18 protein-coding genes are annotated in these 15,856 nt (G+C 67.0%); 8 read left to right on the top strand and 10 right to left on the bottom strand.

Translation table 11 applies throughout. The annotated features are described in order from the left end of the window. Positions 1–29 precede the first annotated feature (29 nt). From J2W23_RS19185 to J2W23_RS19170, 4 genes are all read right to left on the bottom strand, one after another. Complete coding sequence (locus J2W23_RS19185; protein WP_307649861.1) at positions 30–3,128, bottom strand: type VI secretion system Vgr family protein; 3,099 nt, start codon at positions 3,126–3,128, stop codon at positions 30–32. Between the two features lie 221 nt (positions 3,129–3,349). After that, entirely contained in the window at positions 3,350–3,883 is a 534-nt protein-coding gene (locus J2W23_RS19180; RefSeq protein ID WP_307649860.1) for an endonuclease V, read from the bottom strand. Then, the gene (locus J2W23_RS19175; RefSeq protein ID WP_307649859.1) at positions 3,880–4,485 is read right to left on the bottom strand and encodes a 2'-5' RNA ligase family protein; all 606 of its coding nucleotides are present in this window, start codon (positions 4,483–4,485) and stop codon (positions 3,880–3,882) included. Before J2W23_RS19175 ends, J2W23_RS19180 begins: the two co-directional genes overlap by 4 nt. An 82-nt stretch (positions 4,486–4,567) precedes the next feature. Beyond that, positions 4,568–5,470: a LysR family transcriptional regulator gene (locus J2W23_RS19170; RefSeq protein ID WP_307649858.1), complete on the bottom strand. Its 903-nt coding sequence runs from the start codon at positions 5,468–5,470 to the stop codon at positions 4,568–4,570. 131 nt (positions 5,471–5,601) lie between these two features. Between J2W23_RS19170 and J2W23_RS19165 the strand changes: the two genes are divergently transcribed. Beyond that, positions 5,602–6,468, top strand: coding sequence for a pirin family protein (locus J2W23_RS19165; RefSeq protein ID WP_307649857.1), 867 nt, complete (start codon positions 5,602–5,604; stop codon positions 6,466–6,468). A gap of 139 nt (positions 6,469–6,607) precedes the next feature. Continuing rightward, positions 6,608–7,297 (top strand): hydrolase, encoded by a 690-nt coding sequence (locus J2W23_RS19160; RefSeq protein ID WP_307649856.1) that lies wholly within the window; start codon positions 6,608–6,610, stop codon positions 7,295–7,297. 172 nt (positions 7,298–7,469) lie between these two features. Here J2W23_RS19160 and guaA read toward each other — a convergent pair whose 3' ends face one another. The 4 genes from guaA to guaB form a co-directional block, all read right to left on the bottom strand. Further along, positions 7,470–9,086: a glutamine-hydrolyzing GMP synthase gene (gene guaA / locus J2W23_RS19155; protein WP_176657325.1), complete on the bottom strand. Its 1,617-nt coding sequence runs from the start codon at positions 9,084–9,086 to the stop codon at positions 7,470–7,472. A gap of 11 nt (positions 9,087–9,097) precedes the next feature. After that, positions 9,098–9,517 carry a type II toxin-antitoxin system VapC family toxin gene (locus J2W23_RS19150; protein ID WP_176657679.1) on the bottom strand — a complete coding sequence of 140 codons (420 nt, stop codon included), beginning with the start codon at positions 9,515–9,517 and terminating at the stop codon, positions 9,098–9,100. A gap of 11 nt (positions 9,518–9,528) precedes the next feature. Next, entirely contained in the window at positions 9,529–9,777 is a 249-nt protein-coding gene (locus tag J2W23_RS19145; RefSeq protein ID WP_176657324.1) for a type II toxin-antitoxin system Phd/YefM family antitoxin, read from the bottom strand. 167 nt (positions 9,778–9,944) lie between these two features. Continuing rightward, positions 9,945–11,414: an IMP dehydrogenase gene (gene guaB, locus J2W23_RS19140; RefSeq protein ID WP_176657323.1), complete on the bottom strand. Its 1,470-nt coding sequence runs from the start codon at positions 11,412–11,414 to the stop codon at positions 9,945–9,947. Between the two features lie 128 nt (positions 11,415–11,542). Between guaB and J2W23_RS19135 the strand changes: the two genes are divergently transcribed. Continuing rightward, positions 11,543–12,064, top strand: coding sequence for a DUF4124 domain-containing protein (locus J2W23_RS19135; protein WP_307649855.1), 522 nt, complete (start codon positions 11,543–11,545; stop codon positions 12,062–12,064). A 23-nt stretch (positions 12,065–12,087) separates the two neighbouring features. Here the strand turns inward: J2W23_RS19135 and J2W23_RS19130 are convergent, their stop codons facing one another. Then, the gene (locus J2W23_RS19130; RefSeq protein WP_307649854.1) at positions 12,088–12,423 is read right to left on the bottom strand and encodes an RnfH family protein; all 336 of its coding nucleotides are present in this window, start codon (positions 12,421–12,423) and stop codon (positions 12,088–12,090) included. Beyond that, complete coding sequence (locus J2W23_RS19125) at positions 12,424–12,870, bottom strand: type II toxin-antitoxin system RatA family toxin (protein WP_176657320.1); 447 nt, start codon at positions 12,868–12,870, stop codon at positions 12,424–12,426. A 62-nt stretch (positions 12,871–12,932) separates the two neighbouring features. Between J2W23_RS19125 and smpB the strand changes: the two genes are divergently transcribed. The 5 genes from smpB (at position 12,933) to J2W23_RS19100 (ending at position 15,781) form a co-directional block, all read left to right on the top strand. Continuing rightward, a complete protein-coding gene (gene smpB, locus J2W23_RS19120) occupies positions 12,933–13,409 on the top strand; it encodes an SsrA-binding protein SmpB (protein ID WP_012747861.1) in 477 nt (158 codons plus the stop codon). 97 nt (positions 13,410–13,506) lie between these two features. Next, positions 13,507–13,905 (top strand): COG4315 family predicted lipoprotein, encoded by a 399-nt coding sequence (locus tag J2W23_RS19115; protein WP_307649853.1) that lies wholly within the window; start codon positions 13,507–13,509, stop codon positions 13,903–13,905. A 33-nt stretch (positions 13,906–13,938) separates the two neighbouring features. Then, the gene (locus tag J2W23_RS19110; protein WP_176657318.1) at positions 13,939–14,454 is read left to right on the top strand and encodes a sigma-70 family RNA polymerase sigma factor; all 516 of its coding nucleotides are present in this window, start codon (positions 13,939–13,941) and stop codon (positions 14,452–14,454) included. A gap of 16 nt (positions 14,455–14,470) precedes the next feature. Further along, complete coding sequence (locus tag J2W23_RS19105; RefSeq protein ID WP_176657317.1) at positions 14,471–15,307, top strand: anti-sigma factor family protein; 837 nt, start codon at positions 14,471–14,473, stop codon at positions 15,305–15,307. A gap of 81 nt (positions 15,308–15,388) precedes the next feature. Further along, on the top strand, positions 15,389–15,781 hold the full coding sequence (locus J2W23_RS19100; RefSeq protein WP_176657316.1) for a COG4315 family predicted lipoprotein: 393 nt from the start codon (positions 15,389–15,391) through the stop codon (positions 15,779–15,781). Positions 15,782–15,856: the final 75 nt, after the last annotated feature.

The raw sequence follows: 15,856 nt of genomic DNA, 5'->3' as shown, positions 1-15,856 counted from the left end.
TTGTTCGTTGTCGATTGCCCGCGCCCCGCTCAGCCCACGAAGCCGGGGATCTTGAGACCCGCGATCTCGGGCTGTACCCCGGTGGCGGTGGTCGCGCGCGGCAGCAGGTTGGCGGCGGCATCGGCCAGCTTGGGAGGCAACAGCTTGCCCACGGAAGAACCCGCAGCCTGCACCGCCGCGCCCGTGAGCGAACCCGCCGGATTGCCCAGCAGGCTCGCGGCCCCGCCCGCGAGGCCCGCCAGATCGCCCTTGCCCACCGCCTGCAAGGTGCGCGCGGCCTGCAGGCCCGATTGCACGGTCTGCGCGAGGCTGGCAAGTCCGCCCGCATCGGCCGCGATGCCGCTTTTTCCGAGCACGCCGGCGATCTGCCCCATCGCGGCCTGCGCTGCCCCGCCCAGACCTCCTGCGCCTGCCGCATCCGCGCCGCCGGCCGCATCGTTCCTGGGCTTGCCGAAGTAGCTGCCCTCCTCCCACGTCCGGCTCGGGTCGTCGCCGAAGGTAACGCTCGCGGGCCCGGGGAACAGCCCTGCGACGCTGGCGAAACCGTTCGCATCGAGCTTGCCGGTCTTGACCGTGCCCAGCGCATCGACGACTTCGTAGTCGCCGCCCTTCACGCCGCGCTGGTCGGCCACGTACTTGTTGAAGAGTTCGAGCGTGCCGTTGCCCGGTGCGGGCGGCGAGGGGAACGAGGCGGGTCGCGTGTCGGGGCCGATCAGCGAATGCGATGCCGCGTGCGCGACCCACGCGCCGCTGGTGCCGCTGCGGATGCCGTCGGCGCTCCAGTGCGTATAGCTGCCCGCACCGACGATGGTGACCTTTTGCTTGGCGGTGATCACGATCTCGTCGGCGGTCTGCGTGATCTTGAGTTTCGCGAGCAGGTTGATGTTGTCCTTCAGCGCCTGGATGTCGATGTCGCCGTTGGCCGCGACCAGCTTCATGCCGAGCTTGTAGGCAAAGATGCGCACCGACTCGATGGCGCTCGCGAGCAGCCGCTTGCCCACCGAAAAACTCATGTGCTGTGCGCTGGTCAATGCGACGTGTTCCTCGCTGTGCAGGTGCGTCGACTTGACCGAAGTCGCGGCGATGCCGGCCGGGCTCGCGAGCACCATGTGCGGCTCGCTCAACTCCGGAAACTCGCCCTGCTGCGGGTTGCCGCCCGAGCCCTTGACCGCCTCGCTCTGTGCCTTCAGGGCCTTGCCGACTTCGTCCTGATCGCCGCCCTTGTCCTGCGCCTGGTGCTGCTGCGCGAGGTCGGCCAGGCTCTCCTGCTGGTCGCCGGCGTTCGCGAGCCGCGCCACGGTCTCGCCCATGTCGGTGATGTGCGCTTGTGCGTTGGGGCGCGGCTCGGTGCTGATGAGCAAACCCGCCATCGCGCGGATCGCGCCGTGGCCGTCGGTGCGCAGCTCGAAGCCCTGGCCGCGCTCGTCCTTGCGGCCCGCGTTGTCCTCGATGCGCGCGATGTGGCCCAGGCTCAGCTGGCTTGCGTCGTGGTCGCTTCGCAGCTGCGCCTGGATCTTGCCCGGCGTGTCGTCCAGAAGCAGGTGATTGCTCTTGCCGCCGGGCTCGTTGCCCGAGCCCTCGGCGAGCTCGCGGCTGCGCAGGCCCATGAGCGCCTTCTGTCCCGGCAGCGCCCACGGCGGCATGCGCCGTGCGTTGTAGACCACGCCCATCACCACCGGATGGTCGGGGTTGCCATCGAGGCACTGCACCACCACCTCGGAGCCCACGCGGGGGAACGACACCATGCCGGTCTCGCCGCCGGCCCAGTTGCTCAGCACCCGCACCCAGGCCGAGCTTTTTTCGTCGTTCTGGCCTTCGCGGTCCCAGTGGAACTGGATGCGGATGCGCCCGAACTCGTCGGTGTGGATGCTGCCCTCGCTGGCCGGGCCGACCACGGTCGCAGTCTGCGGCGCCAGCACCCGCTGCTCGACGCTGTGAAAGCCCCGGCCCGGCATCCACGCGACGAAGCGGCGGCTGCAGGTGAAGCTGTTCCTGTATTCGGCCCGCGTCCCCTTCGGCCGGATTGCCTCTGCGCCGGCGCCGGGCGCCTGCAGGTAGTTGTTGGTTGCGCGGTGCTCTACCGAGAGGATGAGGAATTCACTTTCGGAGCCATCGCCCTGCGTGCGCCCGAAGTGGTCGATCAGCCGGAACCAGCGGCCCGGCAGCACGAAGCGGTTGTTGCCCTCGGCCTCGAAGCGCTTGGCCTTCGCCTCGATCTCGCCGATGCGCCGCCGCGCCACGCCCTCGCCTTCGATCGAGGTCTTGAAGTGACGTGCGCCGCCGTATTCGTGCACCTCCAGCTGGGGCACGTCGCCCTGCTGGTTGTTGCTGGGCATCTCGGCGTGCTGCGGGCGCGGGCTCTTGAAGTCGAAGGCGCTCACGGCCGTTTGCGCCGGTACCAGTTCGCGCACCGCGCGCCATTGGCCGATGGCGTCTTCTTCCTCGGCGCCGCCTTCGTCCTGGAAGCGGATGCCGGAGGACGAGCCGTCGACGGCCTTGGCGAGCGTGCTGTCGTCGCACACATGCAGCGTGTGGCCTTCGGCCGAGTGCTCGTACCAGTAGCTGTAGCCCGCCGCCTCCCAGCGGCGGTGCAGGTAGTTGTGGTCGCTCTCGCCGCCGGCGCCGCCGCCCTGCACGGCCATCGTGCGGGGCGGATCTTCGCCGCGGACGAACCACTCCCACTTGGGCAGCACGCCGTAGTCGTTGAAGATGGCCTCGGTCTGCGCGCGCAGCGTCTGGCGATGAAAGAGGCGGTTGTTCGCGCGCAGCCGCAGGTACTGGAGCCACGGGCCGAGGCGGGCTTCGTAGAAGGCCAGGTTGCCGTCGGTGCGCACGAGCCGGAACCCGAAGACGATGCCGGTGAAATGGCGCAGCGTGCCGTCGGGCCGCACGAGTTCCACGCAGAGCATCTTGCCCTGCAGGTCCTTCAGGGACAGCCCCGCGTTGCTGCTGAGCAGCCCGGCGGTGAATTCGAAATCGCGCGAGAGGCCTTCGGACGCATGCAGCGTGTCGACCACGAGGTCGGCCCCCGCCGGCTCCCCGCCCTGGGGGAACGACAGCCGCAGCAGCCGGTCGTGCTGCCGGTCGGCGACAAGCTCCGCGAGATGACGGCCCGGCGGGCCGCTCATCGGATGCGCCCGTGCAGGAACGATCTCGCCACGATGTGGTTCACGCTGACTCTCCCTCCTGTCGGCTCTTGAAAAAAATGCCGTCCTGGGGAGCTTCGACGCCAAATATGTCGTCAGCTTGACAACTGTTCGGGGAACTCGGGAACGCTGGGGTTCCTGCGTTCAGGCACGAATGAAAAAGTCGTCAACAGGAAGAACAGGAAAGACCGGAAGGAAGTTTCCTAGCCGGCCGGGTCGATGCGCACCGGCATTTCCGAGCGGCGCGCAAGCTGGTCCACCGCACGCAGCAAGGTCGGCACGCGGTACTCGCCATGCATGCGCTTCACCTCGGCAGCCGCGGCGGCGAGGTCGATGCCGATGGCCGTCACGAACAGCGGCGACGTGCTCTGGCCGCGCAGCACCTCGACCACATCACTCGCGCTGCGATAGGCGGTCTTGGCAACGCCGACCACGGGCACCTGGCGATCGAGCGCGTCGTGCAGATGCGCGCCCAGGCCCGCGTGGCCCAGCTCCAGCGACACATAGCCATCGACGATGACGATGTCCGCCGCGGGCCCTTCGCGCAGCACGCCGAGCAGGCACGGCAACTCGCGGCGATAGAACTCGCCCGGCTGGTATTCGGCCACTTCGCGAAAGCCTGCGACGGCCTGCGTCTCTTCGCGCGCCGCCGTCCACCCGCGAAACCAGAGACCCGCGGCCACCGCCATCTCAGCGCGGTAGTCCACGTCGAGACAGACGATGAGCGGCTCGCTCATGCAGGCCACCGTCCCAGCACTTCGTGCACGCCCTCCCCGACATGGCTGTCGATGAGCGCAAAGGAGCCCGCCGTCCAGCGGATCGGATCGATCGCATGCTTTTCGATCTTGCGGCGCGTGTACGCGAGGGTCATGTGCGGCGTGAAGCTGCGGTCGGGCTTCAGCCCCGCGTCGGCGAGCGCTTCACCGAGGCGCTGCCGGAAGTCGGCCAATGCGGCAACACCCTCTTCGCCGCACAGCACGAAGGCCTTGCCATTCGCATAGCTCATGGCATGGTCGAAGACGACCTCGAACGAAGGCGGCGAGACGGTTGCGGCGGCCTCCAGCGCGGCCTGCACTTTCTTGCGCGGCACCGTCTCGTAGCCGCCGAGATCGTGCAGCGTGACATGCAGGCGATGCGGCTCGCTCAGCATTCCTTTCAGCGCATGGCGGTCGTTGAGTTGCGCACCGAGCGCCGCAATCGATGCGGCGTCTTCGGCACTCGGAAAGATCGCGAGGAAAAGCGTGTGCGGCAGCGGCTCCTTGCGGCGTGCCTTGGTTCGGGGTCGCGGCAGAGGCCGCGGCGGGGGATCGATTCCGGGAAGAAGAAGCTGTTCTGACATGCGTCGATCATCGCGCACGAGCTACTCTCTTCACGCGGCCTTCAGCAACGGCAAAGGCCAGTGAACTGGCCGGCAAGAACGATCAGTCTTCGTCCAGCGCCTGGAACCGATCCGCCAGAAAGTCCACCAGCGCCCGCACCGCCGGCAGCAGCCCGCGGCGCGAGGCGAACACCACATGGACGATTTCGCGCTGCGGCGCCCAGCCCGGAATCACGCGGACCAGTTCGCCGCGCTCGATCTGCTCGCGCACCATCATCGAGGGCAACTGCGCCACGCCCACCCCGGCAACAGCGGCCGCGCGCAGGGCCAGCATGCCGCGCGTAATGAAGCGCGGCTGGTGGCGGATGGCCGCCTGCGTGCCGTCCGGGCCGATCAGGTTCCACACATGCTCGTGCGCCGGCAGGCCCAGGTCCATGCTCGGCAGGCCCGCCAGGTCGGCGGGCACCTGCGGGATGCCGTTCGCCAGCAGACGCGGGCTGGCCACCAGGCACTGCCCGCGCTCGGCGAGCACGCGCATCACGAGGTCGCTGTCCTCGATGGGCGGCGGGCGCACGCGGACGGCCACGTCGATGCCCTCGCCCACCACATCGACGCGGCGGTTGGTTTCTTCCAGGTGAATCTCCACGCGCGGATTCGCGACCATGAACGCCGCCAGCATGTCGGCGATGCGCGCGTCGAGCAGCGCCACCGGGCAGGTCATGCGCACGATGCCGCAGGGCTCGGCATGGGTCAGCGCGATGGCTTCGTCGGCGGCGTCGGCCTCCACCAGCATCGCCTTGCAGTGGCCGTAGTAGGTCTGGCCGACCTCGGTGACGGCAAAGCGCCGCGTGGAGCGCTGGATCAGGCGCGTGCCCAGGCGCTCTTCCAGCAGCGCAATGCGTCGGCTCAACTTGGATTTGGGCATGCCCAGCGCTCGCCCGGCCGGTGCGAAGCCGCGGTGGTCCACCACTTGCACGAAGTAGTAGAGGTCGTTCAGGTCTTTCATGGCAAAGCGCCCTCATCGTTCCTTGAATAGGACTCTGATGGCAAATAGCGCTGGCTACCGCCTTCATCGTTCATCCCATATTCTCTATGCATCGGCCAGGAGCTTCCTCCTGGCGACGCAAGGAGATGAAGATGAAGAAAGTCCTCGGTGTCTACAGCGCCCCCCGTCCGCACTGGGTGGGCGACGGTTTTCCGGTGCGCTCGCTGTTCGGCTACGACGGCCTGGGCAAGCACCTGAGCCCGTTCCTGCTGCTGGACCACGCGGCACCGACGTCCTTCGAGCCGACGGTGCGCCCGCGCGGCGTCGGCAAGCATCCGCACCGCGGTTTCGAGACCGTGACCATCGTCTACCAGGGCGAGCTGGAACATAAGGATTCCACCGGCGCGGGCGGGCTGATCGGCCCCGGCGACGTGCAATGGATGACCGCCGGCGGCGGCATCCTGCACGAGGAGTTCCACTCGCGGGCCTTCACCGAACGTGGCGGCACCATCGAGATGGTGCAGCTCTGGGTCAACCTGCCTGCAAAGGACAAGATGGCCGAGCCGGGCTACCAGACCCTGCTGGATGCGCAGATCCCGTCGGTGGACCTGCCCGAAGGCGCAGGCCGGGTGCGCGTGATCGCCGGGGAATTCGACGGGCATCGCGGCCCGGCGCGAACCTTCACGGCAATGGACGTGTGGGACCTGCGCATCGGCCAGGGCGGCGTCGGACGCTTCGAGGCGAAGGACGGCCATACGCTGGCGCTGGTCGTTCTGCGCGGCACGGTGCTGGTCAACGGCGCGACCGTTGCGCGCGAAGGGCAACTGGTGCATCTGGACCGTGCCGGCAGCGGCGTGGAGATCGAAGCCAACAGCGACGCGACCGTGCTGTGGCTGTCGGGCGAGCCGATCGACGAGCCCGTGGTGGGCTACGGCCCGTTCGTGATGAACAGCGAGGACGAGATCCGCCAGGCCGTGGCCGACTTCAACAGCGGCCGCTTCGGGCGGATGGCGGCCTGAGCGTTCGGGGCCTCCTGCAAAGGAGGCTCCCCTGTTTTCTTCAGCACAGCTTTCGTCCACCAGGGCTTGCCGCCCCGGTGGAAGACGGCTGTGCCCTGTCCGCCCATCCCGGGCACTTTGCAATCTCCAGGAGATGACCATGAGCACACCCAACACCATCGCCAACTTCAACGGCGCCCGCCCGATCATCGATCCCGACAACGCGGCGATGCTGCTGATCGACCACCAGAGCGGCCTGTTCCAGACCATCAAGGACATGCCCTTCACCGAGGTGCGCAGCAATGCGACGACGCTGGCCAAGGTCGCGACCCTGGCGAAGATTCCGGTGATCACCACGGCCTCGGTGCCGCAAGGCCCGAACGGGCCGCTGATTCCCGAGATTCACAAGTACGCCCCGCATGCGCAGTACGTGGCGCGCAAGGGCGAGATCAATGCTTGGGACAACCCCGAGTTCGTTGCCGCCGTGAAGGCGACGGGGCGCAAACAGCTCATCATCGCCGGCACCATCACCAGCGTGTGCATGGCCTTCCCGAGCATCGCGGCGGTGCACGAGGGCTACCAAGTGTTCGCCGTGATCGACGCCTCCGGAACCTACTCGAAGATGGCCCAGGAGATTACGCTGGCGCGCATTGTGCAGGCCGGTGTGGTGCCGATGGACACCGCCGCCGTGTGCTCGGAAGTGCAGAAGACCTGGAACCGCGAGGATGCGCTGCAATGGGCCGAGGCCTACAGCGCGGTCTTCCCGCCGTATCAGTTGCTGATCGAGAGCTATGCACGGGCGCAGCAAGTGGCGAAGAACGACGAGCAGCTGGATTCACAGCGCGTCTAGTCCGGTCGGGTTCTTCCAAGACGCCCATTCCTCGCGGCGCTGGAGCGCTCCGCCGATGGCCACCGCTTCCAGGCCGGCGCATCGCGATCAAGAAAGCAGCGCTCGGCGTCTTCCTGCCGCTACGGCGTGCTGGGCGCAGGCACTGAGCATGGGCAGGCACCCGGCAGATCGATCACTCCCACTCGATCGTCGCCGGCGGCTTGCTCGACACGTCGTAGGTCACGCGGTTGATGCCGCGCACCTCGTTGATGATCCGCCCCGACACCTTCTTGAGCAGCGCGTACGGCAGCTCGGCCCAGTCGGCGGTCATGAAGTCGCTGGTCTGCACGGCGCGCAACGCAACGACATAGTCGTAGGTGCGGCCGTCGCCCATCACGCCCACGCTCTTGACGGGCAGGAACACGGTGAAGGCCTGGCTCGTGAGGTCGTACCAGGTCTTGCCGCTCTCGTCCTTGAAGTTGCGCAGCTCCTCGATGAAGATCGCGTCGGCGCGGCGCAGCAGGTCGGCGTATTCCTTCTTCACTTCGCCCAGGATGCGCACGCCCAGGCCCGGGCCGGGGAACGGATGGCGATACACCATCTCGGGCGGCAGGCCGAGCGCCACGCCGAGTTCGCGCACTTCGTCCTTGAAGAGATCGCGCAGCGGCTCGAGCAGCTTCAGGCCCAGTTGCTCTGGCAGCCCGCCCACGTTGTGGTGGCTCTTGATGGTGACGGCCTTCTTGCTCTTGGCGCCGCCCGATTCGATGACGTCCGGATAGATCGTGCCTTGCGCGAGGAAGGTCGCGCCCTTGTGGCCGCCATCTCCCGCCTTGAGCTTGGCCGCCTCCTGCTTGAACACGGTGACGAACTCGCCGCCGATGATCTTGCGCTTGGCTTCGGGGTCGCTCACGCCGGCGAGCTTGCCGAGGAACAGGTCGCTGGCATCCACCCGGATCACCTTCGCGTGCAGCTTGCCTTCGAACATTTCCATGACCATGTCGCCTTCGTTCAGGCGCAAGAGGCCGTGGTCGACGAACACGCAGGTCAGCTGGTCGCCGATGGCGCGGTGGATGAGCGCTGCGGCCACGCTCGAATCGACACCGCCCGAAAGGCCGAGGATGACTTCTTCATCGCCCACCTGTTCGCGGATCTTCTCGACGGCTTCGGCGATGTGGTCGCGCATGACCCAGTCGGGCTTGGCGTTGCAGATGCCGAGCACGAAGCGCTCGATGATCGCCTTGCCCTGCACCGTGTGCGTGACTTCGGGGTGGAACTGCAGCGCGTAGTAGCGGCGCGCCTCGTCGGCCATGCCGGCGATGGGGCAGCTGTCGGTGCTCGCCATGAGCTTGAAGCCCGGGGGCAGCTCGGTGACCTTGTCGCCGTGGCTCATCCACACGTTGAGCATGCCGTGGCCTTCGGGGGTGGTGAAGTCGGCGATGTCCTTCAGCAGCGCGGTGTGGCCGTGGGCGCGCACGGCCGCAAAGCCGAACTCGCGCTTGTGGCCGCCTTCGACCTTGCCGCCCAGCTGGTGCGCCATGGTCTGCATGCCGTAGCAGATGCCCAGCACCGGCACGCCGAGGTCGAACACGGCCTGCGGGGCCTTGTCGGTGGTTTCCTCGTACACGCTCGCGTGGCTGCCCGAGAGGATCACGCCCTTGAGGTGGCCGTCGGCCGCGTATTCGCGCACCCATTCGTCGGTGACGTCGCAGGGATGCACTTCGCTCAGCACATGCGCCTCGCGCACGCGGCGTGCGATGAGCTGCGTGACTTGCGAGCCGAAGTCGAGGATGAGGATCTTGTCGTGTTGCATGGCGAGAGGACTCAGAGCGTTGAAATGTCGAACAGCTTCACGCCCGCCTTGGGCGCTGCCTGGATGAGGTGCTCGTCGAAAGTGGCGAGCGGAAGATTGAGCGACTTGGCGAGCCAGAGATAGCCCGCGTCGTAGGTCGAGATGCCGGCGTCGATGGCCACCGCGAGCACGGCCTTGTGCTGGGCGGGCGCGAGTTCGTGCAGCTCGACGCGGTGGCGGATGGCGTCGAGCACGCTCCACAGGCCTTCGACGGCAGACGTCGGAATGCGGCCGCTGCGCACGCCGTTTGCGAGGATGTTGGCGCACTCCCATTGCCAGGCGTTGGGCGCCTGCGGCTCGACCTCGTCGCGGCGGATGGCGGCGTAGAGCTTGCGGGTGTGTTCGCTGGCATGGTCGGGCAGCAACCAGGCGGCGGTGACGGAGGCATCCATGACGAAGGCTGTCACGATTGGCGCCCTTCGCCCCGCAATGCGCGAAGAGAGAGACCGGGCTGGATGGTGGCGTGCAGCGCGTCGATCTGGCCGAGTTCGCGGGCGATCTGCTCATCGGTGATGACGGGCTTGCGGCGCACCGGCAGCATGCGCACAACTTCCTTGCCGTGGCGGGTGATGCGAACCTCCTCGCCCTTTTCGACCGAGTCGATCAGGGCCGAGAAGTTGTTCTTGGCTTCAGCGATGCCGATGGATTGCATTTGGGCCAGAAAATTTGAATCTGGCCCAAATTCTAAACCAAGTCTGGCCTGACTTTCAAGGTCTGGCCAGATTGGGCTTCAGGCCGGCGCCGGGCCGCCCCAAGGCGGCCTGCCGCCCCCTTGGGGGGCAGCGCCCCACACGCAGTGGGGGCGCGTGGGGGGCCACATTACTCAGCGCGGTAGTTCGGCGCTTCTTTGGTGATCTGCACGTCGTGGACGTGGCTCTCACGGATACCGGCCGTGGTGATCTCGACGAACTCGGCCTTGCTCTGCATGTCCGCGATGGTCGCGCAGCCGCAGTAACCCATGCTGGCGCGCACGCCCCCGGCCATTTGATAGACGATGGAGACGATCGAGCCCTTGTAGGGCACGCGGCCTTCAATGCCTTCGGGCACGAGCTTGTCGGTGTTCGGATTGCCGGTGGTCGATTCCTGGAAATACCGGTCGGCACTGCCCTGCTGCATCGCGCCGATGGAACCCATGCCGCGGTAGCTCTTGTAGCTGCGGCCCTGGTACAGAACGATCTCTCCGGGAGCCTCTTCGGTGCCGGCGAACATGCTGCCCATCATCACGGTGCTGGCGCCTGCGGCGATCGCCTTGGCGATGTCGCCCGAGTAGCGCACGCCGCCGTCGGAGATCAGCGGAATGCCGGTGCCCTGCAGCGCGGTGGCCACGCTGTCGACCGCCATGATCTGCGGCACGCCCACGCCTGCCACGATGCGGGTGGTGCAGATGGAGCCAGGGCCGATGCCGACCTTGACCGCATCGGCGCCGGCATCGGCCAGCGCGCGCGCGGCGTCGCCGGTGGCGATGTTGCCGCCGATGACGTCGACCTGCGGATAGTTCTTCTTGACCCAGCGCACGCGCTCGATCACGCCGGCACTGTGGCCGTGCGCGGTGTCGACCACGATGGCATCGACGCCGGCCTTCACCAGCGCTTCGACGCGTTCTTCGGTGCCGTCGCCCACGCCCACCGCCGCGCCCACGCGCAGGCGGCCATTGGCGTCGCGTGCGGCATTGGGGAAGCTGGTTTGCTTGGTGATGTCCTTGACGGTGATGAGGCCCTTGAGCTCCCAGTCGCCGTTGATGACCAAGAGGCGCTCGAGCTTGTACTTGTTCAGCAGCGCCTTGGCTTCGGCCAGCGTGGTGCCGTCGGGCACGGTGATGAGCTTGTCGCGCCGCGTCATGATTTCGCTCACGGGCACGTCGTAGCGGTTCTCGAAGCGCAAGTCACGGCCGGTGACGATGCCGACCACCTTGCCCGCGTCCACCACCGGGAAGCCGGAAATGCCGAGCTGGTCCGACAGCGCCATCACCTGGCGCACCGAGTGCGTCGGCGTGATCACCACCGGGTCGCGCAGCACGCCCGATTCGTAGCGCTTCACGCGGGCCACTTCGGCGGCCTGCTGTTGCGCGGTGAGGTTCTTGTGAACGATCCCGATGCCGCCCTCCTGCGCGATGGCGATCGCGAGGCGGGCTTCTGTCACGGTGTCCATGGCCGCCGAGACGAGCGGCAGGTTCAGCGTGATGTTGCGGGAGAGTTTGGTGGCGAGGGAGGTGTCCTTGGGCAGGACCTGGGAGAACGCTGGCACCAACAACACGTCGTCGAAGGTGAGCGCTTTGCCGAGAAGGCGCATGGGTGAAGCTCCAAAAGATGGATTGTAACGAGGCTCCCGGGCCGTCTGCCGGGCCGGGCTTTTCGAGACCGTTGCAAAAGCACCCACCAAGGATGTTGCAAGAAGTAAGGCGCGGCTAAACTTCGGGCATGAAATTCATGCACTGGCTGCTGGTGGGATGTGTCGTGGCGCTGCCGCTCTCGGCGAGCGCGCAATGGCAATGGATCGATAACAACGGCAAAAAAGTCTTCAGCGACCAGGCGCCGCCACCGGATGTTCCCGAGAAGAACATCCTGCGCCGTTCAGGCACACCGCCGCAGCGGCCAGCCTCAGGCATCGACGCTCCAGCCGCCGAAGGCACCGAAGCCGCAACACCCAAGGCGCGCGAAAACGCCGCCGCGCCGAAGCCGAGCGGCGTCGACAAGGAACTCGAGGAAAAGACAAAGAAGGCCGAGGCCGAAGAAAAAGCCAAGCGCGCCGCCGAAGAGGCAAAGGTCGCCAAGGCCAAGGCCGACAACTGTACGCGCGCCCGCGAAGGCAAGTCCACGCTGGACAGCGGCATTCGCATCGCGAAGGTGAATGCCAAGGGCGAGCGCGAGATCATGGACGACACCGCGCGCGTGGCCGAGCAAAAGCGGATCCAGTCGATCATCGACAGCGACTGCAAATAAGAAAACCGGCGGAACCGGCTGCCTCAGTAGCCGGTCTTGCCGCCCTTGCGCTGGCTCGCGAAGAGGCCGGTGCCCCGCGCGCCCTGGCGCTTGAAGCGCTCGCGGCGCGCCACCTTCGGATCGACCGTGAGCGGCCGGCACAGCTCGATGCGATCGCCGTCCTTCAGCACCTGGCTCCACTCGACCGCCCTGCCCCAGACACCCGGTGTCATGGCATGCCGCCAATCGAGATCGGGAAAGCGCCGCGACAACCCGCTCGCCTGCACCGCGTCGCTCAGGACGATGCCTTCTTCAAGCTGCAGGACCTGCTCGAACACCTCGCGTGCCGCGGGCGAGCAAGTCAGCGTGACCTCGATCATTCAGGGGCTGCCGTAGACCTGCTCGGCGCGCTTGACGAAGGCTTCGACCAGGCTCGATGCAACGGTGTCGAACACCGGCCCCACGAGCGCCTGCAAGGCGAAGTTGCTGAAACCGTAGCTCATGTGCAGCTCGACACGGCAGGCGCGTTCGCCCGCTTCGCCCACCGGTACGAACTTCCAGTTGCCGTCGAGGTTGGAGAACGGGCCATCGACCAGTTTGAGTTGCACTTCCCGGCCGGGAATGTGGGTGTTGCGGGTGGTGAAGCTCTGGTGCAGGCCGGCGAAAGCGAGGCCGACTTCGGCGGTCATGCCGGCTTCGTCCTCTTCGAGGATCCGGGCCTTGTCGCACCACGGGAGGAACTGCGGATACTTCGCCACATCGGTGACGAGCGCGTACATCTCTTCGGCGCTGTACCAGATGAGGACGGACTTGTTGACTGTTTTCATAGAATCGGTGCAGCGTGCGCGACGGATTGTATTGAAGCCATGCGTCCCCATCTTCCCGAGCCATGGCCACAAAGAAACAAGATACCTCCTCCCGCATTGCCGACAACAAGAAGGCCGCGTACAACTATTTCTTCGAAGAACGCTTCGAGGCCGGCATCGTGCTCGAAGGCTGGGAAGTCAAGTCGCTGCGCGAAGGCAAGGTGCAGCTCACCGACGGCTACGTGGTCATCCGCGACGGCGAACTGTTCGTCGTGGGCCTGCAGATCAACCCGCTCAAGAGCGCTTCGACGCACGTCAATCCGGACTCCATCCGCACCAAGAAGCTGCTGCTGCACAAGGAAGAAATCCGCCGGCTGGTCGGCAAGGTCGAGCAGAAGGGCTACACGCTGGTGCCGCTCAACCTGCACTGGAAGGCGGGCAAGGTCAAATGCGAGATCGCGCTGGCCAAGGGCAAGGCCGAGCACGACAAGCGCGACACCATCAAGGACCGCGAAGGCAAGCGCGAGGTCGAACGCGCGATGAAGAGCCGCAGCCGCTAGTCATTCTTTTTTGCGCGGCATGGAATAAAAAGCACTCTGCGGGCGTTTGTGCAGTGTCATCGGATTGCCGATGCCATCCAACCTCAGGAGTCCTTCCATGTCGCCATTTCGCACTTCCCGCGCTTCTCGCATTTCCTCCGTCGGCATCGCCGCTGCCCTGCTCGGCAGCCTGCTCGCCCTCCCCGCATTCGCCCAGCCCAAGACCGCCGATGGCGTGTTGGTCGGCGCGAACGGCATGACGCTCTACACCTTCGAGAAGGACACGGCCGGCAGCGGCAAATCGGTCTGCAACGGCGGCTGCGCCACCAATTGGCCGCCCTTCATGGCCGCCGACAGCGACAAGCCGAGCGGCGACTTCACCATCGTCACCCGAGACGACGGCAAGAAGCAATGGGCCGCCAAGGGCTGGCCGCTCTACTACTGGGTGAAGGACACCAAGCCGGGCGACAAGACCGGCGACGGCGTGGGCGGCAACTGGAAAACCGCCAAGCCCTGACCCTGACCCGGACGCACATCCCCCCATTCCCCCATGGACGCCCGCCTGCTGGTCGACCACATCCCGAGTCTGCGCCGCTATGCGCGCGCGCTCACGGGCAACGCGTGGGCGGCCGACGACCTGGTGCAGGACACCCTCGAGCGAGCCTGCAGCAAATGGCGGCTCTGGGTGGTGGGGAGCGACCTGCGCGCATGGCTCTTCACGGTCATGCACAACATCTTCGCGAGCCAGGTGCGGCGCACGCCGCCGCCGCACGCCGTGGTGCCGCTCGACGACGCCACGCACGAACTGCATGGCGGCATCGACCCGGGCAGCGACCAGGGCACGGGCCTCGACCTGCAGCGCTGCCTGCTGCAGTTGCCCGAGGAGCAGCGTGCCGTGCTGCTGCTGGTGACGCTCGAAGACATGTCCTATGCCGAAGTGGCGAAGGTGCTCGGCATTCCCGCCGGCACCGTGATGTCGCGCCTCTCGCGCGCCCGCGTGCGGCTGCAGGAGCTGCTCGACGGCGCCACGGCGCCGCACCGTCCGGGCCTGCGCCGCCTCAAGTGAAAACCGCCGCCGCACCATGAACCGCCCCGCCCCGCCCTCCCGCGACATCACCGACGACGAACTGCACGCGCTGGTCGATGGCCAACTCGCACCGGATCGCCGGTCCGCCGTCGAAGAAGCCCTGGCGCACGATCCCGCCATGGCCGCGAAGGTCGCGGCCTGGCACACGCAGCGCGATGCCCTGCGCCGCCTGCATGGCGAGCTGCTGCACGACCCCGTTCCCGCACCGCTGACGAGCGCGCTCGACCGCCACCTGCCCCGGCAGGCCCGACGCAGCAGCTGGATGCGCTGGGGCGGCATGGCCGCCGGCGTGCTCGTCGCGTTTGCCGCGGGCTGGCTCGGCAACGCGCAATGGTCGGCATCGCGCAGCCCGGCGGCCGTGCTGGCCAAGGCGCCCGCGATGCGTGAGTTCGTGCACGACGCATCGATCGCCCATGTCGTCTACGCCCCCGAGAAAAGACACCCGGTCGAAGTGGCCGCCTCCGAGCAACAGCACCTCGTGCAGTGGCTTTCCAAGCGCCTGGACCGCCCGCTCAAGGTGCCCGACCTGAGCACCCTGGGCTACACCCTCGTCGGCGGCCGCCTGCTGCCCGGCGAAACCGGCGCGCGCGCCCAGTTCATGTTCGAGGATGCGGTGGGCGAGCGCGTCACGCTCTACATCGGCACCCTCGATGCCCGGGCCGCGGGCTCGCCGCCGGACGCGTTGAAGGAAACCGCCTTCCGCTTCGCCTCCGAAGGCCCCGTGCCGAGCTTCTACTGGGTCGACCAGGGCTTCGGCTATGCCGTTGCTGGCAAGCTACCGCGCGATGTTTTGCTCAAACTCGCGACCCTCGCCTACCGGGATTTATCGTGAGGCCGGCATAAACTGCCGGCTCGCGCAACAACCCGCTTGCCTTGTTTGTTTTCGCGATTTTTCAACCGAAGGAGAAACTGCATGAAATTGCTCAGCGCCTCGATCCTCGCGGCGGCCCTGCTCGCCGGCTGCGGCGGCATGTCCAACAAGACCGCCAGCGCGCCCGACACCCCCACCCGCACCGCCGACGGCGTGCTGGTCGGACCGAACGGCATGACGCTCTACACCTTCACCAAGGACACGGCCGGCGCCGGCACCTCCGTCTGCAACGCCCAGTGCGCCGCCAACTGGCCGCCGCTCCCCGTGGCCGAAACCGCCAAGCCCATCGGCGGCTACACCATCATCATTCGCGAAGACGGCAAGCGCCAATGGGCCTACAAGGGCTGGCCGCTGTACTACTGGGCCAAGGATGCCAAGCCGGGCGACAAGACCGGCGACGGCGTGGGCGGCAACTGGAAGATCGCCCGTCCCTGACCCGCACGGTGGTCACCTGATCGCAAAGGCTCCGGTTCACGCCGGAGCCTTTTTTGTTGGCGCATGCGCCACGGC

The organism is Variovorax boronicumulans, assembly GCF_030812215.1.
GTDB classification, from domain to species: domain Bacteria; phylum Pseudomonadota; class Gammaproteobacteria; order Burkholderiales; family Burkholderiaceae_C; genus Variovorax; species Variovorax boronicumulans_C.
The sequence above is the reverse complement of the archived record's forward strand: the minus strand, read 5'-3'. Positions and strand labels throughout refer to the sequence as shown.